16 protein-coding genes are annotated in these 21,500 nt (G+C 74.2%); 7 read left to right on the top strand and 9 right to left on the bottom strand.

Annotation, left to right across the window (positions count from 1 at the left end; genetic code table 11):
* Positions 1 to 839: 839 nt before the first annotated feature.
* The 3 genes from EV378_RS32830 to EV378_RS32820 all read right to left on the bottom strand — a co-directional run bounded on the left by EV378_RS32830 (position 840) and on the right by EV378_RS32820 (position 4,796).
* A complete protein-coding gene (locus EV378_RS32830; protein WP_132431602.1) occupies positions 840 to 1,883 on the bottom strand; it encodes an ACT domain-containing protein in 1,044 nt (347 codons plus the stop codon).
* Between the two features lie 244 nt (positions 1,884 to 2,127).
* Entirely contained in the window at positions 2,128 to 2,784 is a 657-nt protein-coding gene (locus EV378_RS32825) for a response regulator transcription factor (RefSeq protein WP_207908931.1), read from the bottom strand.
* On the bottom strand, positions 2,781 to 4,796 hold the full coding sequence (locus EV378_RS32820; protein WP_132431600.1) for a sensor histidine kinase: 2,016 nt from the start codon (positions 4,794 to 4,796) through the stop codon (positions 2,781 to 2,783). Before EV378_RS32820 ends, EV378_RS32825 begins: the two co-directional genes overlap by 4 nt.
* A gap of 131 nt (positions 4,797 to 4,927) precedes the next feature.
* Between EV378_RS32820 and EV378_RS32815 the strand changes: the two genes are divergently transcribed.
* Both EV378_RS32815 and EV378_RS32810 read left to right on the top strand, forming a co-directional pair.
* Positions 4,928 to 5,590, top strand: a complete 663-nt coding sequence (locus tag EV378_RS32815) for a hypothetical protein (protein WP_132431598.1) — start codon at positions 4,928 to 4,930, stop codon at positions 5,588 to 5,590.
* Positions 5,587 to 5,943, top strand: a complete 357-nt coding sequence (locus tag EV378_RS32810; protein ID WP_132431596.1) for a hypothetical protein — start codon at positions 5,587 to 5,589, stop codon at positions 5,941 to 5,943. Before EV378_RS32815 ends, EV378_RS32810 begins: the two co-directional genes overlap by 4 nt.
* A 20-nt stretch (positions 5,944 to 5,963) precedes the next feature.
* On the opposite strand, the gene EV378_RS32805 is transcribed toward EV378_RS32810, so the two are convergent.
* Positions 5,964 to 6,614 (bottom strand): response regulator transcription factor, encoded by a 651-nt coding sequence (locus EV378_RS32805; RefSeq protein WP_132431594.1) that lies wholly within the window; start codon positions 6,612 to 6,614, stop codon positions 5,964 to 5,966.
* Positions 6,602 to 8,572 (bottom strand): sensor histidine kinase, encoded by a 1,971-nt coding sequence (locus EV378_RS32800; protein WP_132431592.1) that lies wholly within the window; start codon positions 8,570 to 8,572, stop codon positions 6,602 to 6,604. Before EV378_RS32800 ends, EV378_RS32805 begins: the two co-directional genes overlap by 13 nt.
* Before the next feature lie 140 nt (positions 8,573 to 8,712).
* Here EV378_RS32800 and EV378_RS32795 point away from each other — a divergent pair, with 140 nt between their 5' ends.
* Complete coding sequence (locus EV378_RS32795; protein WP_132431590.1) at positions 8,713 to 9,084, top strand: hypothetical protein; 372 nt, start codon at positions 8,713 to 8,715, stop codon at positions 9,082 to 9,084.
* 46 nt (positions 9,085 to 9,130) lie between these two features.
* Here EV378_RS32795 and EV378_RS32790 read toward each other — a convergent pair whose 3' ends face one another.
* Both EV378_RS32790 and ilvD read right to left on the bottom strand, forming a co-directional pair.
* A complete protein-coding gene (locus tag EV378_RS32790) occupies positions 9,131 to 10,432 on the bottom strand; it encodes a BtrH N-terminal domain-containing protein (RefSeq protein ID WP_243653873.1) in 1,302 nt (433 codons plus the stop codon).
* Between the two features lie 224 nt (positions 10,433 to 10,656).
* Entirely contained in the window at positions 10,657 to 12,348 is a 1,692-nt protein-coding gene (gene ilvD / locus EV378_RS32785) for a dihydroxy-acid dehydratase (protein WP_132431588.1), read from the bottom strand.
* Positions 12,349 to 12,489: 141 nt separating this feature from the next.
* On the opposite strand from ilvD, the gene EV378_RS32780 reads away from it, so the two are divergent.
* Entirely contained in the window at positions 12,490 to 12,957 is a 468-nt protein-coding gene (locus EV378_RS32780; RefSeq protein ID WP_132431586.1) for a L,D-transpeptidase, read from the top strand.
* 73 nt (positions 12,958 to 13,030) lie between these two features.
* Here the strand turns inward: EV378_RS32780 and EV378_RS32775 are convergent, their stop codons facing one another.
* The gene (locus EV378_RS32775; protein WP_243653872.1) at positions 13,031 to 14,872 is read right to left on the bottom strand and encodes a DEAD/DEAH box helicase; all 1,842 of its coding nucleotides are present in this window, start codon (positions 14,870 to 14,872) and stop codon (positions 13,031 to 13,033) included.
* A gap of 289 nt (positions 14,873 to 15,161) precedes the next feature.
* Between EV378_RS32775 and EV378_RS32770 the strand changes: the two genes are divergently transcribed.
* Positions 15,162 to 15,914, top strand: coding sequence for a tyrosine-protein phosphatase (locus EV378_RS32770; protein ID WP_165922594.1), 753 nt, complete (start codon positions 15,162 to 15,164; stop codon positions 15,912 to 15,914).
* A gap of 287 nt (positions 15,915 to 16,201) precedes the next feature.
* On the opposite strand, the gene EV378_RS32765 is transcribed toward EV378_RS32770, so the two are convergent.
* On the bottom strand, positions 16,202 to 18,685 hold the full coding sequence (locus tag EV378_RS32765; RefSeq protein ID WP_207908930.1) for a Tex family protein: 2,484 nt from the start codon (positions 18,683 to 18,685) through the stop codon (positions 16,202 to 16,204).
* 191 nt (positions 18,686 to 18,876) lie between these two features.
* Between EV378_RS32765 and EV378_RS32760 the strand changes: the two genes are divergently transcribed.
* On the top strand, positions 18,877 to 20,154 hold the full coding sequence (locus EV378_RS32760) for an alpha/beta hydrolase (RefSeq protein WP_132431580.1): 1,278 nt from the start codon (positions 18,877 to 18,879) through the stop codon (positions 20,152 to 20,154).
* Between the two features lie 7 nt (positions 20,155 to 20,161).
* The gene (locus EV378_RS32755) at positions 20,162 to 21,385 is read left to right on the top strand and encodes a trans-sulfuration enzyme family protein (RefSeq protein WP_132431578.1); all 1,224 of its coding nucleotides are present in this window, start codon (positions 20,162 to 20,164) and stop codon (positions 21,383 to 21,385) included.
* Positions 21,386 to 21,500: the final 115 nt, after the last annotated feature.

Raw genomic sequence — 21,500 nt, 5'->3', positions numbered from 1 at the left:
GAGTTGCGACGCCGAGGGACGGGTGTGACACCCGGCCCCGAGGGACGGCAGGTCGACACGGGGTGCGGCACCGTGGGCTGGGCGTGTGACAGATCCGGCCCAGGTGCGACACGCCAGCCGGGGGGTGCGCGCCAGCCGACCCGGCCGCCGGTGGTGACATGGCCACGCGTCCGGCGGAACGCGCACCGATCCGGAGAACGCACGCGCCCGGACACGGGCGCCCGCCGACGAGGCGCGCGCACTCCGGATCACCGTGCGCACTCCGGACCACCGTGCGGCATCAACCGCCGGGCTGGACGACCGGGCCGGACGACCGGATGCGCCAGATGCCCGAGCGCAGGCGGTGACACGGCACGCGACCGGCCAGAACGCGCACCAGTTCGGACAACGCACACTCCCGGACGCGCGCAGACTCCGGATCGCAGCGCACACCCCGGATCGCAGGCCCACTCCGGACCAGCGCGCACTCCGGACCAGCGCGCACCCCGGACCACCGCGCGGCATCACCCGGCCGGACTGGACGACCGGGCTGGACGACCGGATGCGCTCGATACCCGAGCGCAGGCAGTGACACGGCACCCGACCGACCAGAACGCGCACCAGTTCGAACAATGCACACTCCCGGACGCGCGCGAACTCCGGACCACCGCGCACACCCGGGATCGCAGCGCAAACTCCGGACCATCCCGGACCACCACGCGGGCTCCGGACCAGAGCGCGGACTCCGGACCACCACCCTGCGCGCACCCCGGACCGCCGCGCGGGCTCCGGACCACCGCGCGGACGTCGGGTGCCCCGCGCGGACGTCGGGTGCCCCGCGCGATCAGCCGGGCGAGAGATCAGACCGACAGGTGGTCGACCAGTTTGCGGCGCATCCAGCGGCCCAGGCGGTGGCCGCGGAACAGCGGGTGCACGAGGAGTACCGGCTCGGCGCCCGCGGTCGGGTCCAGCTCGTCGGCGAGCAGGGCCGAGCCGAGGCCGACGAGCGCGCCGCCGTCGGTCCGCACCACCAGGCAACCTCCGCCGGGCGGGACGAGCACGGACCGAAGGTCGGCGGCCGTCCAGTCCAGGTCGGAGCCGGTGTCGTCGGCGTCGGGCAAGCCGGCCAGGCAGGTGCGCAGCAGCGAGTCCAGCTCGGTGATCTCGTCGCCGGTGGCGGGTCTCGCGGTCAGCTCCTCACCGGTGGACAGGACGATCTCGTACCCGGCCTTCCGCGACGGGGCGTCGACCGCACGCAGGAACGCCTCAGCCCTGGCGCGTTCGGTGACCGTGAACGGCGCCCAGCCCCGGCGTGCGAGCAGCCAGTTCCCGGACGGTGCCGGCAACGCCAGCAGGCGCTCGTCGTCCGCGGCGGGCTCCCCGGGAACGGAGATCACCTCGTCGGCGTGCAGGAGCGCCGCGAGGCCCCTGGCGAGGCCGTCGTCGGTCCGGCCGCGCGCCTGCACGAGCAGGTCGAGAGCGCGCGTCGGGGCGTCGACGAGCTCGTGCGGGTCGGCGCGCACCACCAGCACCGCGTCCGGCTCCGACGTGCGCACCGCCGACCGGACCACCTGTTCCAGCCCCTCGGCTCCGAGTGAACCGCCGACCAGCATCTCGTCGACGACCGAGCGCGAGTCCTGCCCGTGCACGGCGAGGCTCAGGATGTTGCCGCACGCCCCCGCGACCGCGGCGGTCAGCCGGGCCAGCGCACCGGACTCGTCGGGCAGCCGCACGCGCACCTTGTGCAGCCCGGTCAGGACGGTGATCCCGGAGTCGGAGGAGGACGGCGAGTCGGGTGACGGGGACGGCGACGGCACCACCCGGAGCACCGGCCGGTCGTCGGAGGAGCCCGCGGACGCCGTCGGCGCCGCTCCCGGCCCGCCGACGTCCCCGACGCTGCTCACGGGACCCGGTCCGACGTCCGCTCCCGCATCCCGCTGTGTGTCCTTGTGCCGCATCCGCGCCTCCACACCACCACGATCGGGGCACGGTGTTGCCGTGTCGCAACGCGATGGTTGCCGGACGGTAAGAGCGTGCCGTCACCGATCTGTGACCCTGGGCGACCACCATGACCCGCCCCGTCCGGCACGGGCCAGGAACGCTCGGGGACCGACCCGCCGTCGTCGGCGAACGGTCGGAGGCGGGCGGTCAGGGACTGCGTCGCTCCGGCTCCCCGACACCGGCCCGCCGGGCCCGCTCGACGGCCTCCGCCCTGCCGTGCACCTGCAGCTTCGTGAACACCGACGACAGGTGGTTCGCGACGGTCTTGCCGGCCAGTCCCAGCTTCTGTCCGATCGCGACGGTCGTGAGCCCGGCGGTCAGCAGCTCGAGCACCTGCCGTTCCCGCGGGGTGAGCTCCGGGAACGGTTCGGAGTCGGCGGACGGGCCGGAGAGCTGGCCGAGCACCCGTCGCGCCACGCCGGGTCCGAAGATCGCCTCCCCTGCGGCGACGGCCTGCACGCCGCGCACGATCTCGTCCTGGCCGGCGCCCTTGAGCAGGTAGCCGCGGGCGCCGGCGCGCATGGCGGCGAACACGGAGTCGTCGTCGTCGAACATCGTCAGCATCAGCACGGCGACGTCCGGGGCGGCGCGGGCGATCTCGCGGGCGGCGGCGACACCGTGCAGGTCGGGCATCTGCAGGTCGAGCACGAGCACGTCCGGCGCCAGCGTGACCGCCTGGCGGACGGCTTCCCGCCCGCCGGACGCCGTCCCGGCCACCTCGATGCCGTCGCGGGAGGCGAGCAGGGCGGAGAGCCCGTCGCGCACGACGGGATGGTCGTCGGCGATCACGACGCGGACCGTCACGCGACCGTCTCCCGGGTACGGGTCACCTCAGCGACGGCGTCCGCGGGCACGACACTGCCCAGAGGCAGCCGAGCGACGACCCGCCCGCCGTCGGAACCGGCCGTGAGCCGCACCGATCCGCCCAGCTCCGCGGCGCGTTCCGTCATCGAGGTGAGCCCGACGCCGGGTGTCCACCCGCCCTCGGAGCCGCCGTCGTCGCGGACGTCGAGCTCGAGCTCGTCACCGACCGCGATGGTCAGCGTGACGTGCCCGGCTCCGGCGTGCCGGACGGCGTTGGTCAGCGCCTCGGCCCCGATCCGGTAGGCGGCGACCTCGGCGGCCGCGGGCAGCGGCGGCAGCTCGTCCGGCGCCAGCACGTCGACGGCCGGTGCCCCGGCGCCGAGCTGGTCGGCGTGCTGCCGCAGCGCACCGACGAGGCCGAGCTCGTCGAGCGCGGGCGGGCGCAGGTCGTGCACGAGGCGGCGGACGTCCTGGATCGCCTCGGTGGCGGCGGCCCGCAGCGCGGTCAGCAGCTCGGCGGCCCTTGCCGGGTCGGACGCGAGGAGGTTGCCCGCGGCGTCGGCCTGGAACGAGATGCCGGTGAGCACCGGGCCGAGGCCGTCGTGCAGGTCGCGGCGCAGCCGTCGTCGTTCCTCCTCGCGGGCGGCGACGATCCGTTCGCGGGACCGTTGCAGCGACGCGGACAGCTCCGTCGCCCGTACCGCGACGGCGAGTGGTGCGGCGAGCACGTCCAGCGCGGCCCGGTCGGTGCGGTCGAGTGCCCGCTGCCCGGACCGGACACCGACGACCAGCGCACCGACCTCCTCCCCGCGGTACACGAGCGGCACCGACTCGACCGCGCCGTCGGGCGAACCGTGGCGGGCCCGCTCGATCCCGTCCCGCACGACCGCCGCGGACGGCAGCCGCAGCGCGTCGCACACGGCCGCCAGCACCGGCCCGATCCCGTCGCCGGGGTCTCCGGCGCGCAGCCGCTCCCCCATCCCGGACAGCGCGCGGACCGGGTCCGACCGGTCCCCGTAGAGCGCGCGGTCGACCAGCCGCTGCAGCCGCACCCGCACGGGGTGGAACGCGATCGCGACGACGAGCGCGGCCAGCACCGCGTTGCCCGGCAACGAGCCGGCGAGTACCCGGTTCGCGAGCGTGACGAGCCCGAGGTACGTCGCCGCCACCAGCGCGGTCAGCACCACGTAGAGCACGGTCCGGGACAGCACCAGCCGGATGTCGAGCAGCTGGTGGCGCAGCACCGCGACCGCGATCGACGCGGGCACCAGCGCGATCGCCAGCAGCTGCAGGATCGGGCCTGCGTCGAACAGCCCCCACGGCACGATGACGACCACGACCAGCACGAGCGCCAGCACCAGCCACAGCAGCTGCCTGCGCCGCTGCTCGTCGCCGCGCCGGTAGCGCACCACGAGGCCGATCACGGCCAGCACGTAGACGAGCAGGTTCAGGATCTCGACGGCGGTCCCGACCGTCGTGATCGCCGGGATCACCAGCCACGGCTGGACCGGGTCACCGGCGACGCCGTCGCCCGCGACGTGCACCGCGAACAGCGGACCGTTGAGCACCGCGAGCGCGGCGGCGGAGCGCCGGAACCGGCCGGTCAGCCCGCCGTCCGGGAACAGCAGCAGCGCCAGCGGGAGGAACGTCGCGATCGACCACGGCCAGGCGTAGCCGGACAGGGTGGCGAGCGTCCGCAGCATCGGCTCGGACGCGCCGTGCTGCACCGCGAGGTCGAGCGGTGGTGCGCCGGCCACGGTGCCGGACTGGCTCACCGCGGCCGCGAGCAGCAGCCAGCCGACCGGGTTGCGCGGTCGCTGCCACGCGATCAGCACCCCGGCGACACCGCAGGACAGCCCGATCGCCGCGTTCGTGACGACGAACGCGTCGATCGCCTCGGAGAGCGTCCACCCGGCCGCGATCGCGGCGCTCACGCCGGTCCCGAGCTCGAGCACGACGAGCGCGGACAGCGCGAACGCGACCGTCGTGCCGATGCGGGAGGGGCTGCTCACGGCGGAAGTGTGGCGCAGCCGGGGGTCCGCTGTCCCGGACCGGTTCCCGGGTGGACCCGGGAAACCGCCCGGGTCATGCCCGATCGACGTCCCTGTCCGGTGGGCGCCGGCCGGCCGCAGGCTCTCCGGCCATGACAACCACCGCACCCGCCCCGCCCACCGGCGCGGCCCGCACCACCCGCCTGCCGGGCCTGGTGCTGCTCGCCGCCGCCGGACCGCTCGCCGTCTCCGTGCTGCGCGGGATCCTGCCCTACTCCACCGACGACTCCAGCCGCACGATCGTGGACAAGATCGCCGCGGCGCCGGGCACGCAGACCGCCGTGCTGTGGCTCGCCTACCTGGCGCTGCTCACGCTGCCGCTCGGCGTGCTGGTCGTCGGCCGGGCCGCCGCGGCCGCCCGGCCGGTGCTCGGCCGGATCGCCGCGACGCTCGCCTGGCTCGGGTTCACCAGCCTGTTCTGGCTCGCCGCCACCGACCAGATGCCGCTCGCCGGCGCGAGCTCCGGAGCACCTCCCGGAACCGTCGCGTCGCTGATGGACGCCGTCAACGCCGAGCCGACCGTGTCGGTCGCCTCGCTGGTGTTCGTGGCCGGGCACATCCTCGGCACCGTCCTGCTGGGCGTGGCGCTCTGGAAGGTGCTGCCGCGCTGGGTCGCCGTCGCGCTGATCGTGTCCCAGCCGCTGCACCTGGTGTTCGCCGTCGTCGTCCCGAACCACCTGCTGGACGCGCTCGCCTGGGCGCTGACCACGCTCGGGTTCGCCTGGACCGCCGCGGTCGCCGGGGGTTCGCGATGAGCGCCGCCGTGCGGACCGGGCTGGTACTGCTCGGGCTGCTGTCCCTCGTGGACGTCGTCGGCGTGTTCACCACCGACGGCACCAACCCACCGATGTCGATCGCGGTGCTGGGCACCGTGCTCGGTCTGATCTCGCTGGTCCTGATCTGGTGGGCGTGGCGCGGGGAGCGGTGGCCGACGGTCGCGCTCGTCGTCGTCCGGCTCGTCTCCGCCGCGACGGCCGTGCCGGCGTTCTTCGTCGGGGACGTGCCGGGCGGGGTGGTCGTGTTCGCCGGAGCGCTCGTGCTGCTGACGCTCGTCGGCTGCGGCCTCGTCCTCCCGGCACTGCGCAGGGCGGGTGCCGGAGCCCGATGACCCTCTGGTCGGTGCACCCGTCATCCCTGCGGGTGCGCCTCCAGGTGCGCCAGGACCGCCAGCACCCGGATGTGGTCCTCGTCGGACGGGACCAGGCCGAGCTTCCCGATGATCGAACCGGTGTGCGTCTCCACGGTCCGCTCCGTCAGGTGCAGGCGGCGCGCGATACCGCGGTTCGTGCGGCCCTCGGCCATCAACGTCAGCACCTCCCGCTCGCGCGGGCTCAGGCGGGCCAGCCGGTCGATCTCCCGGCGTTGCCCGATCAGCCGGGACACCACCTCCGGATCGAGCGCCGACCCACCGGCCGCCACCCGCTCCAGCGCGTCCAGGAAGTCGGCGACGTCGAGCACCCGGTCCTTGAGCAGGTAGCCGAACCCACCGGTCGGCACGAGCTCCACCGAGTGCCGGGTCTCGACGTGCTGGGAGAGCAGCACGATCGGTTGGCCCGGCCGGGCGGCCCGGATCTCCCGGGCCGCCCGGGCGCCGTCGTCGCGGCCCTCCGGCGGCATCCGGATGTCGACGACGGCGAGGTCCGGCCCGTGCTCGAGCACCGCGTCCACCGTGGACGGTGCGTCGGACGCCGTCGCGACGACCGCGTACCCGGCGTCGGCCAGAATGCGGGCCAACCCCTCCCGGAACAGCGCCGAGTCCTCCCCGATCACGATCCGCACGGGAGCTCCGCGGCGACCGACGTGCCGGCGACCGTGCTGGTCACGGTCAGGATCCCGCCCGCGGCGGCGACCCGGTCGGCGAGCCCGTCCAGCCCGCCGCCCGGCCGTGCCGCGGCACCGCCCCGGCCGTCGTCGCGGACGTCGATGCGCAGCCGTCCCTCCTCGCGGGCGACACCGAGGCTCAGCCGGGTCGCCGACGCGTGCTTCACCGCGTTCGCCAGCGCCTCGCTGGCCACGTAGTAGGCCGTGGTCGCCGTGTCGTCCGGCACCTCACCGGGGGCGACGTCCAGGTCGACAGCAAGCGGGGTCGTCGCGGTCAGGCTGCGCAGGGCGGGCCCGAGGCCGTCGTCGAGACAGCTGGGGCGCAGGCCGTTCGCGATCTGGCGCAGCTCCGCCACCGCGGTGGACAGCTCGGCCACGGCCGAGTCGAGCACGCCGTCCATGTCGACGGTGCCGTCGGCCGTGCCCGTGTCGAGGTGGCGCTGGGCCAGCCGCAACGACATGCCGAGCGAGACGAGCCGCTGCTGGGCGCCGTCGTGCAGGTCGCGCTCCAGGCGGCGGCGCTCGGCGTAGGACACCGAGAGCAGGCGGGCGCGGCTGGACTCGGCCTCGACCACGGCCCGGTTCAGCTCCAGCCGCAGCCCGACGACCTCGACCAGCAGCCCGGCCGCGTCGGCGATCTCACGCAGCAGCTCCCGGGACCCACGGTCGCCGCGCAGCAGCACACCGACCTCGCGCCCGTCGCGCAGCACCGGCACCCAGAGCGACGGGCCGGGGTCGAGCGGCTCGCCGTCGGCGTCGACCAGCGTGTCCGTCCCGGGCGGGCGGTAACCGACCCGCAGCCGCGGATCCCGCAGCGCCGCGCGCAGCGCGTCCTGCAGCTGCTCCGGCCGAGCCGTGCCGTCCCGGGCCTTGTCGCGCAGCGATCCGACGGCGGCGAGCGCGGCCCGGCGTTCCGGGTACACGCGCCGGTCCACCCGTCGTTGCAGCCGGGTCCGCAGCGGGGCGAGCGCGAGCGCGCACACGGCCGTCGCCGCGGCCGCGACCGGCGCCGACTCGCCCCCGAACACGACCCCGCCCGCGAACGCGACGGCCGCGTAGACCACGAGGAGCGCGCCGGCCAGCGTCGTCCAGGTGAGCGTGACGCTGAACGCGCGGTCGACGTCGTAGAGGTCGTGCCGCAGCATCGCGACGGCCGTCGCGGCCGGGACGGACAGGTACAGCCCGACCAGCCCGATCACGACGAGAGCCGGTGACCCGAGCGTCAGGAAGCTCCCCATGCACAACAGCAGCGTCACCGGCAGCCACATCCCGGCCAGCGCCAGCCAGCGCAGCTGGGCCCGCCGCACCGGGTCGTCCGAGGACCGGCGGCGGCGCACCAGCGCGACCGCCGCGGCGACCAGGAGGCCCAGGAACACGAAGGACAGCGCGTACACCGGCACGGTCGTCCAGTCCGGGAGCGTGCCGAGCGTGTGCGGGAAGTCCGGGTTCGGAGCCTGGAACGGGCCGGGCGCGACCGCCCCGAGCGCGGCCGAGAGCACGGCGACCGCAGGCAGCGCGACCGCGACCGGACGCCACCGACGGCTCGGCAGGCGCCCCTCCGGGAAGTACAGCGCCAGCAGCGCCAGCGGGACGAACCACCACATCCACGCCATCTGCAGCGCCAGCGGGACCACCAGCCACGCGCCGGGCGGGTCGGCGCCGATCTGCACCGAGACCGCGTAGGCGTCGGTGAACGCGTTCAGGCAGGCGGCGAACCCGGACAGGCACAGCAGCGGACCGATCACGGTGCTCCGGCGGCGGGCGGCGATCACCAGCCCGAGCGCCAGCATCGGCAGGGCCAGCAGGACGCCGAGCAGCGGCCCGACGGGGTCCGTGCCCGGGAGTGCGGTCGCGCCGACCACGAGCGCCACGGCGAGCACGGTGAGCAGCACCGAGAGGGCGCGCGGCCAGGTCATGTCCGAACACTAGGTCGGCGGCGCCCCCGTGTTACCCGTGCTCGCACGGAGGGTCCGGCCCGTTCCCGCCACGATGTGGCGCGGGGTCGTGATCACCGATCGTTCCCGGCAGTCGTCCCCTGTCCCTCCCGGAGGCTGTCATGTCCGATTCCCGCGTGATGCGTGGCGCGATACTGCTCGTCGTCCTGGCCGTGATCGACATCGTCGGGTCGCTGGCCCTGCCCGCGCCGGACGCGGCGCCGCCCGGGTCCGAATGGATCGGCGCCGGGCTGGGAGTGCTCGCGCTCGTCCCGGTGCTCGCGTGGTTCGGCCTGCGCGGGTCGGCGGGCGGCCGGGTGGCGATGTGGATCGCCGTCGTGTTCCGGATCCTCTCGGCCCTGCTGCCGATCCTGGGGCTCGGCGAGATGCCGGTCTGGATGGCCGTCGTCAGCGTGCTCCTGCTGGCGCTCGCGGTCGTCGGGGTGGTGATGGTCCGCCCGGCGCTGGGCCGGCGCGCGACCGCCACGGCCTGAGTCCGGCCGTGCCCGGGCCGGCTGCTCGCCGGCCCGGGCACCGGCGTCAGCCCTCGATCCCGGTGAGCTCGCCGACGGCGGCGCGCTCCGCGTCGTGCACCCGGCCCAGTGCCCCGGCCAGCGCGGCGAACAGGTCCGTCCGCTCCGACGGGCCCAGCGGCGGCTCGGCACTCAGCCCGGCCCGCAGCGCCCACAGCTGGGCGGCGTCCCGCGCGGCGTCGTCCCGTCCGGCGTCACCCTCCGCGGTGATCGACTCCTGGACGGCGGCGGTGAGCTCGCGGAGGCGGGCGAACGCCGGGACCTCGATCGGCAGCGCGGTCTCGGCGACCGCCCGCCAAGCACCGGCGGCTTCCCGCCACGCCGCAGCCGCCCTGTCGAGCGGCGTGTCGATGACCGGACTCGCCTGGTCGAGCATGTCGGCAGTCAGATCGCGCAGGTGTCCACCGGTCATCCCGGCCGGAGAGGCGCCCTCCCAGATCGACGCCAGCGCGTCCACCAGCCCACGGCCGTCGTCGAACACCCTTGGCCATCCCTTCGCCGCCTTCGCGTCGGTCATCAGCCGCGACCACTTGCGCCAGGCGGGCAGCGCGAACGACGTGGACGTCCCGGCGAGGCGGGCGGCGCAGTCCGCGATCCCGGACCGCAGCGCGGCCTGCAGGACCGGCACCGGCACGTCGCCCGCCGGCGCCGGGGCGACCAGCAGGTTGCGGTAGGAGCCGACACGGGCGCGGGCCGCGGCGAGCTCGTCGGCCGGCACGGACAGACGTGCCAGCGTCCGGTCGTCGACGAGACAGGCGTCGCCGGACGTCCCGTGCACGACGACGGGGTGGCCGCCCATCCCGTCCATCGACGCCGGGAGGTGCCGGTACCCGAGCCCGACCCGGTCCGGCCAGACGATCGCCGGCGCGCCGTCGGCCAGGCTCTCGGCGAGGACGCCGGCGGCGCCGACCGAGCCCGCCGTGCGGTGCACCCTGGCCGGAACGCCGAGCCGCTCGAGCGAGGAGAGCAACGCCCGGTCGTGGTACTGCCACTGCGAGGAGAACCCGATCACGACCGGCCGGCTGTCGTCGTGCGCGAACTCCCACAGGATGTAGCCCGCGCCAGGACCGCCCGCGGCGCCGAACACCAGCGCCTCGGTCAGCTCCGCCCCGCCGGAGCGCACGCCGTGGTGGGCCAGCACGTTCGCCACGGACGCCGACTCCGGGTGCACGCCTCCGCGCAGCCGGTACCCGCCGACGGACGTCTCCGGAGCCGGGCCGGCGACGTGGCGCAGGGCGGTGCTGTAGCTCTCCCCGGTGCGCGCCATCCGGGCGCGGACGCGGATCTTGAGCTGCTTGCGACTGGTCATGACCGTGCTTCCCCGGCCGGTCGGCGGACACGACACCACGCCCGTGCACCGCCCCGGCCGGATCAGCAGTTCCTGCGCCGGTCCTGGCCCGACCGAGGCTCTCGAGGTCCCCTGCGCCTCCGCGGCGCCGGGTGGCGTGGGCACCCGGTCTGGAGGTCCGGCGCGGTCGTCGCCGTGGCCGGTGATCCTGCCATACCGACGTCGGTCACGGCACTCGTCCGCGCCTACCCGCAGACCGCCCCGTCGGCCGCCGAGGAGACGAGCTTGGCGTACTTGCCGAGCACGCCGTACCGGTTCGTCGGCTCGGGACGGGTCCACGCCGCCCTGCGGCGCTCCAGCTCGGTGGCGTCGACCTGCAGGTTCAGCTCCCGGTTCGCCATGTCCAGAACGACCGTGTCCCCGTCGGCGACGAGCGCGATCGGCCCGCCGTCCGCAGCCTCCGGAGCCATGTGCCCGACGCACAGGCCGGTCGTCGCACCGGAGAAGCGGCCGTCCGTCACGAGCAGCACGTCCTTGCCCAGCCCGGCACCCTTGATCCGGCCGGTGACGGCGAGCATCTCCCGCATCCCGGGCCCGCCGCGCGGGCCCTCGTAGCGGATCACGATGATCGTCCCGGCCCCGATCTCGCCGTTGTCGACGGCGTCCAGCGCGCCCTGCTCGCCGTCGAAGACGCGGGCGGTCCCGGTGAACGTGGCCTCGTCGAACCCGGCGGACTTGACCACGGCGCCCTCCGGGGCGAGCGAGCCCCGCAGGATCGTGATCCCCCCGGTGGGGTGGATCGGGTTCTTCAGGTCGTGCACGACGGTGCCGTCCAGCCCGGGCGGGGTGAGCTCGTCGAGGTTCTCCGCGACGGTCTTCCCGGTGACCGTCATCGGGTCGCCGTGGATCAGGTCCGCGTCGAGCAGCGCCTTCATCACGACCGGGATGCCGCCGACCTGGTCGACGGCGTACATCAGGTGCGTGCCGAACGGTTTGACGTCGGCGAGGTGCGGGATCCGGTCGCCGACGGTGTTGAAGTCGTCCAGCGTGAGACCGACGCCGGCCTCCCGGGCGATCGCCAGCAGGTGCAGCACGGCGTTCGTGGACCCGCCGAACGCCATCACGATCGCGATCGCGTTCTCGAACGCGTTACGGCTCAGGATCGTCCGCGCGGTCAGCCCGCGGCCGATCATCCCGATCGACGCCTCCCCGGACGCGCGGGCCACGCCGTCGCGGCGGCGGTCCACGGCGGGCGGGCTGGCCGACCCGGGCAGTGCCATGCCGAGCGCCTCGGCGGCGGCGGCCATCGTGTTCGCGGTGTAGAAGCCGCCGCAGGACCCCTCGCCCGGACACATCGCCCGCTCGATCGTGTCCAGCTCCTCCTCGGTGATCAGGCCGCGCGCGCAGGCGCCGATGCTCTCGAACGCGTCCGAGATGTTGACCTCACGGTCGCCCACCCGGCCGGGCATGATCGTCCCGCCGTAGACGAACACGCTCGCCAGATCCAGTCGCGCGGCGGCCATCAACATGCCCGGCAACGACTTGTCGCACCCGGCCAGCAGCACCGTGCCGTCCAGGCGCTCCGCCTCGACGACCGTCTCCACCGAGTCGGCGATGATCTCGCGGCTGACCAGCGAGTAGTGCATCCCGCGGTGTCCCATGGAGATCGCGTCGGACACCGAGATCGTGCCGAACTCCAGGGGGTAGCCGCCCGCCGCGTGCACGCCCTCCTTCGCCGAGGTCGCGAGCCGCTGCAACGACAGGTTGCACGGGGTGATCTCGTTCCAGGACGAGGCGATGCCGATCTGCGGCTTGCGGAAGTCGTCGTCGCGCATGCCGACGGCACGGAGCATGCTGCGCGCCGCGGTGGCGCCGATCCCGTCGGTGACCTGGTGGCTGCGCGGCTTCAGGTCCTGGCCGCGGTCGGTCGTCGTCATCGAGGCTCCTCGCAGGTGGTGGGCGACTCCTGCCTACCCCGCACGGGCGAACGCCACAACAGCAGCGCACCGGTCACGCTGCGCGGTCGTTGATCGCTACGAGAGTAAACGGCTGCCCGCGAGAGGACCTCGAAAAAGATCATGACCCAGCGCTCCCGACTCCTCAGCGGACCCCGGCTGATCGCCGTCGTCGCCGCCGCTCTCGTGCTCGGCCTCGGTGCCGCGGGCACCGCCGTCGCCGGACCCGGCAACGCCGAGGGCACCCCCTGTTCGACGGCCGCGCGTGCCTGCGTCGAGCTCGACGCCAACAAGGCCTGGCTGATCAAGGACGGGAAGGTCGAGCGGGGACCGGTGGCGATCAGCCACGGTGGACCGGGGGCGGACACGCCGCGCGGGGACTTCTCGGTGCAGCGCAAGGACAAGGACCACAAGAGCGCGGAGTTCGACAACGCGCCGATGCCGTGGGCAGTGTTCTTCGCGCCGGGTGGGATCGCGTTCCACGAGGGCCGGACCGACACCCCGTCGGCGGGCTGTGTGCGGCTGGCCCCTGCCGACGCGCAGGCGTGGTTCGAGTCCCTGCAGATCGGCGACAGGGTCGAGGTGCGGTAGCAACCCTTTCACAACGAAGGGCACCTTCGAGCAATCACATTGCTCGAAGGTGCCCTTCGTTCGTGGACGGGGGTCAGCGGCGGGCGGTACCCGCGGCGTCCCGGTCACGGCGCACGTTCGCCTTGCGGCCCTTGAGCGTCGTGCCACCGCGGAGCGTCTTCAGGACGTCGTCCGCGGCGTGCTCCGGGATGTCGACGAGCGCGTGCCGCTCGTGGATCTGGATCGCGCCGATGTCGCGTCCGGACAGACGCGACTCGTTCGCCAGCGCACCCACGATGTCCTGCGGGCGCACACCGGACGCGCGACCGGCGGACACGAACAGACGGGTGGTGCCGGCCTTGGGCGGCCGGGCACCCTGGCCGCGGCTGCCGGGCTCGCGACGCGGGCCACGCCCGGGCTCGCGGTCCCGGCTGCTCCCGCCGCGGCTGCGTACCTCGGGGATCTCGACCTCGTCGTCCGGCGCCGACGTGCCGGAGCGCGCCATCCGGACCGCGGCGGCCGCGATCGTGGCGAGGTCGTGCTCACCGGCCAGCTCGACGACCAGCTCGTGCACGCCGTCGTCGACCCCGCCCTCGTCGGACGCGATCTGCTCGCGCACGGCGCGGGCCGTGCGCTCCAGGCGGGCCGCCTTCAGGTCGGCCACCGACGGGACCGGCGCGGTCGGCACCGACGCGCCGATGAGCCGCTCGATACCGCGCAGGTGGCGCACCGATCCGGGCGTCACCAGCGTGATCGCGACGCCCTCGCGCCCGGCCCGACCGACGCGGCCGATCCGGTGCACATAGGACTCCGGCGAGGACGGCACGTCGTGGTTCACGACGTGGGTCAGCGTGTCGATGTCCAGGCCGCGGGCGGCGACGTCCGTCGCGACCAGCAGGTCGGTCCGGCCGGACTTCAACCGGTCCACGACGCGCGTGCGGTGCTCCTGGTCCATGCCGCCGTGCAGCGCCTCGGCCCGCAGGCCGCGGCCGGTCAGCGTCTCGGTGACGGCGTCGACGTCGGCGCGGGTGCGGCAGAACACGATCGCCGCCGTCGGGCGCTCCATCTCGAGCACCCGGCCCAGCGCCGTCGTGACGTGGCTGCGCGGGACGTGGTACGCGGTCTGGCGGACCTTCGGGGCCTCGCCCTCCGGCGTCGCCTCGCGGGCGATCCGGATGTCCACCGGGTCGTTCAGGTGCTTGCTCGCCAGCGACACGATCCGCGACGGCATCGTGGCCGAGAACAGGACCGTCTGGCGGGTGGGCGGGGTCGAGGACAGGATCTGCTCGATGTCCTCGACGAAGCCCATGTCGAGCATCTCGTCGGCCTCGTCGAGCACGGCGACCTCGACGGAGTCCAGGTTCAGCGCCCTGCGCTCGATCAGGTCGATCGCGCGGCCCGGGGTGGCGACGACGACGTCGACGCCGCGGCGCAGCGCGCCCAGCTGCGGGCCGATCGGGGCACCGCCGTAGACGGTGACGACCTGCGCGCCGAGCCCGCGGCCGTAGCGGGCGACCGCCTCGCCGACCTGCATGGCCAGCTCGCGGGTGGGGGCCAGCACCAGGCCGAACGGCTTGGGGCCGCGGTCACGCCCGGCCCGGCCGTCGGCCAGGCGCTGCAGCATCGGCAGCGCGAACGCGGCCGTCTTGCCGGTGCCGGTCGCGGCCTGGCCGAGCAGGTCACGGCCGTCGATCAACGGGCGGATGGCCTGCGCCTGGATCGGGCTGGGCGTCTCGTAGCCGAGCTCGTCGAGCTCGGTCAGCAGCTGCGGAGCCAGTCCCAGGTCGGAGAACGCCGGCCCGGCCTCGTCGGCGCTGTCGTTGTCGGTGTCATCGCCGTTGTCGTCGGCGTCGGTCACGTCCGCTTCGACGGCGGGGAGCTCGTCGGTGGGGAGATCGGTGGAGAAGTCGTCGTGCTGTTCCAGCAGAATGCTCACTTGGTCCTCGGTCACGGCAGGACGTGCGTTCCGGGGTTCCGGAGGCATCGCCCGCTCCTAGCCCCGGAGGCCCGCGCCGGCACCGCGTACCGTGCCCTACGAACTGGACCCTTGAGGGCTCTCGGCTGACGTCATCGCTGACAGCCGATGACCACCATTCTTCCATGCCCCGCGCGATCATGTGACGCCCGGGGCACGCGACCTGCACCACGCCGCGTGATCGAACCCACGCGGTGCCGGACGTCACGAGCGTCCCCACGACGTCGACGGCCCGACGATCGTGGGAACCGTGGCCGTCTCCTCCCCCGCACGCCCCACCCTTCCCGCGAACCTCCGCGACGTCGGCGGCATCCGCACCGCCGACGGTTTCGTCCTGCGCGACGGCGTCCTGTACCGCGGCGACGCCCCGCAGCCCGGCGACCCCCGCTCCGCCCACCGGCTGGGCCTCGAGCCGACGGCGACCTGGCCCCCGTCCGCCGTCGTCGACCTCCGTTCCGAGTCCGAGACGCGCGGACGGCGGCACCCGCTGGCCGACGTCGCCCGCGTGCACCGGGTCGCGCTCGGCGACTCGCTCGCTCCCGACCGCGTCGCCGACGTGGCCGCCTCGGACCGCGACCTGACCTGGGCCTACCGCCGCCTTGCCGCCGAGGCCGGACCCGAGATCGCCCGGATCGTCGGCCTGCTCGCCCGCGAGCCCGGGCCGCTGCTCGTGCACTGCGCCGCCGGCAAGGACCGCACCGGCCTGGTGATCGGGACCGTGCTCGCCGCCCTGGACGTGCCGCGGGACCGGATCGTCGCCGACTACCTGCGCACGAACGACGTCCTCGACGCGCTGTGGGCCCGCCTGCGTGCCTCCGGTGTCCCGGACCCGGACCACGACTCGCTGTTCGGCGTCGAGGCGGCCGCACTGGAAGCGGTGCTGGACGACATCGAGGCCCACGACGGCGGCGTGCACGGCTTCCTCCGGGCCGCCGGCACCGACCCGGACGACCTCCGCCGCCTGGCCGAGCGCCTCCTCGTCCCCGACGCCGCCATCGCCTGACCGACTACCCGTGCCGCCGATGATCGGCGGAAGTGGTCAGGACGCGCCACCGGTGGCGCAGTTCGGCCGGTCCCGCCGATCACCGGAGCCGGCGAGCACGGCACCCCATGATCAGCGGAAATGGTCAGAACACGCCACCAGTGGCGCAGTTCGGCCACTTCCGCCGATCATGCCGTAGGCGGCGGGGCCGGCTACCCCTTCTCGATCGCAGATTGGTCCGGATCGAGGCAGGAACCCGCCTTCATCCGGACCCGACCGTCGATCACGGTCGGCGCCGCCCCCGCCGCTCAGTCCTTTCCGAACCCGGCCTTGCGCAGGGCCTCGGCCATGGCGTCGTTCATCGGGCCCGGCTTGCGGTTGTCCCGGCTGCCACGGTCGCCGCCGCGCGGGGCGCCACCGTCGCGACCCCCGCCCTTGCCGCCGGTACCGCCCTTGCCCTTTCCACCAGGGCCGCCCCTCCCGCCGTCGCGCCCGCCACGGTCGCCGCGAGGTCCGCCGCCCGGCTTCCCGCGGCCGCCCTCACCACGGCCGCCCTGGCCGCCGTCACCCTTCGGCTTCCCACCGGCGCCCGGCTCGTCGTCCAGACGCAGGGTGAGCGAGATGCGCTTGCGGGCCTCGTCGACGTCGAGCACCTTGACCTTCACCACGTCGCCGGACTTCGCGACGTCGCGCGGGTCGGACACGAAGTCCTTGCTCATCGCCGAGACGTGCACGAGCCCGTCCTGGTGCACCCCGACGTCGACGAACGCACCGAACGCGGCCACGTTCGTCACGACACCCTCGAGCAGCATGCCCACCCGCAGGTCGGCGATCTTGTGCACGCCCTCGGCGAACGTGGCGGTGCGGAACGCCGGACGCGGGTCACGACCCGGCTTCTCCAGCTCGGCCAGGATGTCGGTGACGGTCGGGAGCCCGACGGTGTCGTCGACGAAGTCCTTCGGCTTGATCTGGTGCAGCGCGGCCGTGTTCCCGAGCAGCGCGTCGACGTCGACCTTCGTGCGCTCCACCATCTTCCGGACGACCGGATAGGACTCCGGGTGCACGCCGGAGGAGTCGAGCGGCTCGTCGCCACCGCGGATGCGCAGGAAGCCCGCGCACTGCTCGAACGCCTTGGGGCCCAGCCGCGGCACGTCCGAGAGCGCCGTGCGGGTGCGGAACGGGCCGTTGGCGTCCCGGTGCGCGACGATCGCGCCGGCCAGCGACTCGCTGATCCCGGACACCCGTCGCAGCAACGGGGCGGACGCCGAGTTAAGGTCCACCCCGACCGCGTTCACGCAGTCCTCGACGACCGAGTCCAGCGACCGGTTCAGCGCCGACTCCGGCAGGTCGTGCTGGTACTGGCCGACACCGATGGACTTCGGGTCGATCTTGACGAGCTCGGCCAGCGGGTCCTGCAGCCGTCGCGCGATGGACACCGCGCCGCGCAGCGACACGTCCATGTCCGGCAGCTCGGCCGACGCGTACGCCGACGCCGAGTACACCGACGCGCCCGCCTCGGACACCATGACCTTGGTCAGCTTCAACCCGGGGTTGTTCTTGATCAGGTCGCCGGCCAGCGCGTCGGTCTCCCGGGACGCCGTGCCGTTGCCGATCGCGATCAGCTCCGCGTCGTGCTTCGACGCCAGGTCGGCCAGCGTCTTCTGCGCGCCCGCCTTGTCGTTGCGCGGCTCGTGCGGATAGATCACCGCGGTGTCGACGACCTTGCCGGTCGCGTCGACGACGGCCACCTTCACGCCGGTGCGCAGGCCGGGGTCCAGCCCGATCGTGGCGCGGGTTCCGGCGGGCGCGGCCAGCAGCAGGTCGCGCAGGTTCGCCGCGAACACCCCGATCGCGCCCTCCTCCGCTGCGGCCCGCAGCCGGACGCGGATGTCGATGCCCAGCGCCGTCGCCATCCGGGTGCGCCAGGCCCACCGCACGACGCCGAGCAGCCACGCGTCGGCCGCGCGCCCGGAGTCGGCGATGCCGTACTCGGCCGCGATCGCGCGCTCGTAGGCGGTGGGCGTGTCCTCGTCGGCCGGGTCGAGCGTGACGTCCAGCGCCTCCTCGGTCTCGCCGCGGAACACGGCGAGGATCCGGTGGCTGGGCAGCGTCGTGAACTTCTCGGAGAACGCGAAGTAGTCGGAGAACTTCGACGCGGCCTGGTCGTTCTCCTTGCCCTCCCGGACCGTCGTGACCAGCCGGCCGTTGGTCCACATCCGCTCGCGCAGGCCGCCGACCAGGTCCGCGTTCTCACCCATCCGCTCGACCAGGATCGACCTGGCGCCCTCGAGCGCCGCCCCGGTGTCGGCGACGTCGTCGCTCACGTAGTCCTGCGCCGACGACACCGGGTCCTGCGTGGGGTCACCGAGCAGCAGGTCGGCCAGCGGCTCGAGCCCCTGCTCCCGGGCGATCATCGCCTTCGTGCGGCGCTTCGGCTTGTACGGCAGGTAGATGTCCTCGAGCCGGGCCTTCGACTCGGCGGCCCAGATCCGGGCCTCCAGCTCCTCGTCGAGCTTGCCCTGCTCGCGGATCGACTCCAGGACCGTCGCGCGGCGCTCCTCCAGCTCACGGAGGTACCGCAGGCGCTCCTCGAGCGTGCGGAGCTGCGCGTCGTCGAGCCCGCCGGTCGCCTCCTTGCGGTAGCGCGCGACGAACGGGACGGTCGCGCCCTCGTCGAGCAGGTCGACCGCGGCCTGGACCTGGTCGGCCCGCGCGCCGAGCTCGTCGGCGATGCGGGTGCGGATGGAACGGTGCTGCTGCTGCGGGTCCCCCGAGACCGTCGTGCCTGTCACCCGACCATCGTCGCGAACCGGTCCGGCGGGGCAACCGCCGGGTGGGCGGTCCGTCGCGGGCGAACGGCGTTGATCGCCTGACCTGTCCGGATCGTGGCGGAAACCGGCCGGGATCGCCGACCGTCCCACGATCTCCGGCGCGTCGGTCACACCTGCGTCACACCACGTCGGTCGAGGACGATCCTCGTGGCGTGGACGTCTCGCTCGTGCACGGCTGGCTCCCGCTCGCCGTTCAGTTCGTCGCCGCGCTCGCCCTGATCGCCGTGCTCGCCCGTCGAGGACGACGGTGGTGGGTCGCGTGGGTACCGCTGGCCGCGGTCCTCGGCGTGGCGACGGCGTTCACGGCGGCCGGGATCGCGGGCGCGGCCGGGCTCGTGGCGGATCCGGCGCCGGCGACGTTGTGGGTGTGGGCGGGCGCGGTCGTCGCGGCGCTCGCGCTCGCCGTGACCGGATGGCGACGGGCACGCTGGTGGCGCCGCGGGGTCGCCGTCCTGGCGATCCCGCTGGCCGCGATCGCCGGGACGGTCGTGCTCAACCAGTGGGTCGGCTACGTCCCGTCGACGGCCGTGGCCTACGCGCAGGTGACCGGCGCCCCGCTGCCCGACCAGGTCGACGAGGACGCGCTCGGCGGGCCCGTGGCCACGCCACCGCCGAACGGTGCCGTCGTGCCGATCGGCGTCCCGAACACGGCCAGCGGCTTCGTGCACCGCCAGGAGTACGTCTACCTGCCGCCCGCCTGGTTCACCGCGCGTGACCGGGCGGCCCTGCCGGTCGTGATGATGCTCGGCGGCGAGTTCAGCGTCGCCACGGACTGGATCCGCACCGGGGACGCGGTCGCGGTGGCCGACCGGTACGCGTCGGAGCACGGGGGGATGGCCCCGGTCCTCGTGTTCCCGGACGCGAGCGGCTCGTTCCAGAACGACACGGAGTGCGTGAACGGTCCCCGCGGGCGCGCCGCCGACCACCTGACCGGCGACGTCCGCCCGTACGTGATCGCCCACTTCGGACTGTCCTCGGACCCGGCCCACTGGGCCGCAGCCGGGTTCTCCACCGGCGGCACCTGTTCGCTGGACCTGGCCGTCATGCACCCGGACATGGTCGGCACGTTCGACGACATCTCCGGCGACCGCGCCCCGAACGCCGGCACGAAGACCCAGACGATCACCCGCCTGTTCGGCGGGGACGCGGCCGCCTACGCCGCCTTCGACCCGGCCACCGTGCTCGCGAGGCACGGCCGCTACACCGACCTCGCCGGCCGGATCGACATGGGCACGAACGGCCCGGCGTACCAGCGGGCCGCGGCCACCGACCTGTGCGCGGACGCCGAGCGGGTCGACGTCCGCTGCTCGGTCCGGACGACGCCGGGCGGGCACAACTGGCAGTACGCCGCCCGCACGTTCGCGTCCGAACTGGACTGGCTCATGGGGAGGCTGACCACCCCGCCACCGCCCGGTCCGCGCAGCGGATGATCGATGCATGGTGAGACCGGACAAGGAGCGACCCGACACGCTCGGGCTGGCGACGCAGGCCGTGCACGGCGGGAACGCGGTGGACCAGGGCACCGGCGCGATCCGCACCCCGCTCGTGCTGGCGAACTCCTACGCGCTGCCCGAGGACCCGTCGTCGCTGAGCTGGTCGCAGTTCGACGTCCCGCTCTACACCCGCAACTCCGGCGCCAACCAGATCGCGTTGCAGCGCAAGCTCGCCGCGCTCGAACAGGCCGAGGACGCGCTCGTGCTGGCGTCCGGCGTCGCGGCCCTGCACGCCGTGTTCTTCACGCTGTTGCGCACCGGTGACCACGCCGTCGTCTCGGACGTGACCTACGAGGCCGTCTGGCGGCTGTTCGCCCAGATCCTGCCCGACCGCTACGGCGTCGAGGCCACGTTCGTCGACGCGAGCGACCCGGACGCCGTGCGCGCCGCGATCCGCCCGACCACGAAGCTCGTGCACACCGAGGTGATCGCCAACCCGACGACGCGTCTGTGCGACGTCGAGGCGCTGGCCGGGATCGCGCACGAGTCCGGCGCGCTGCTCTCCGTCGACTCCACGTTCACCCCTCCCCCGCTGTACCGGCCGCTGAGCCGTGGCGCCGACCTCGTCGTCCACTCGCTCACCAAGTACGTCAACGGCCACGGCGACGCCATGGGCGGAGCGGTGATCGGCGCGAAGGCCCTGCTCGACCCGATCCGTGCCGACGCGATGGTCGACGTCGGCGGCGTGATCTCCCCGTTCAACGCGTGGCTGATCGGCCGCGGCGCGATCACGCTGCCGCTGCGGCTGCGCCAGCACCAGGCGAACGCCCGGCTCGTCGCCGAGTTCCTGGACGCGCACCCGGCCGTCGCGTACGTCCGGTACCCCGGGCTGCCGTCGCACCCCCAGCACGACCTCGCGCGCCGACTGTTCGACGGCAGGGGGTACGGCGGGATGATCGCGTTCGCCCTGGACGGGGACGCCGACCTGCAGAACCGTTTCGTCGCCGAGCTGAAGGTGATCACCTCGGCCGTCTCCGTCGGGCACGACGAGTCGCTGATCGTCCACGTCGGCGCCGGCACACGGGGCCGCGCGGCGTACTGGCCCACCGAGTTCCAGGAGCGCGGTCACCTGCGGTTCTCGGTCGGTATCGAGGAGCCCGACGACCTGATCGCCGATCTCGACGCGGCCCTGGACGCCGTCGCGCCCGCGCGCCGACCCCGGCCATGATCGGCGCAACCGGCAGCAACACGACACCAGTGGCGCGATCCGGCCAGTCCCGCTGATCACCGGCCGACGCCGCCCTCATGATCGGCGCACGTGGCACCAGCACGACACCACCGGC

This window comes from Pseudonocardia endophytica (genome assembly GCF_004339565.1).
In the GTDB taxonomy this organism is placed as follows: domain Bacteria; phylum Actinomycetota; class Actinomycetes; order Mycobacteriales; family Pseudonocardiaceae; genus Pseudonocardia; species Pseudonocardia endophytica.
This window is presented reverse-complemented; position numbering and strand designations above follow the sequence as displayed.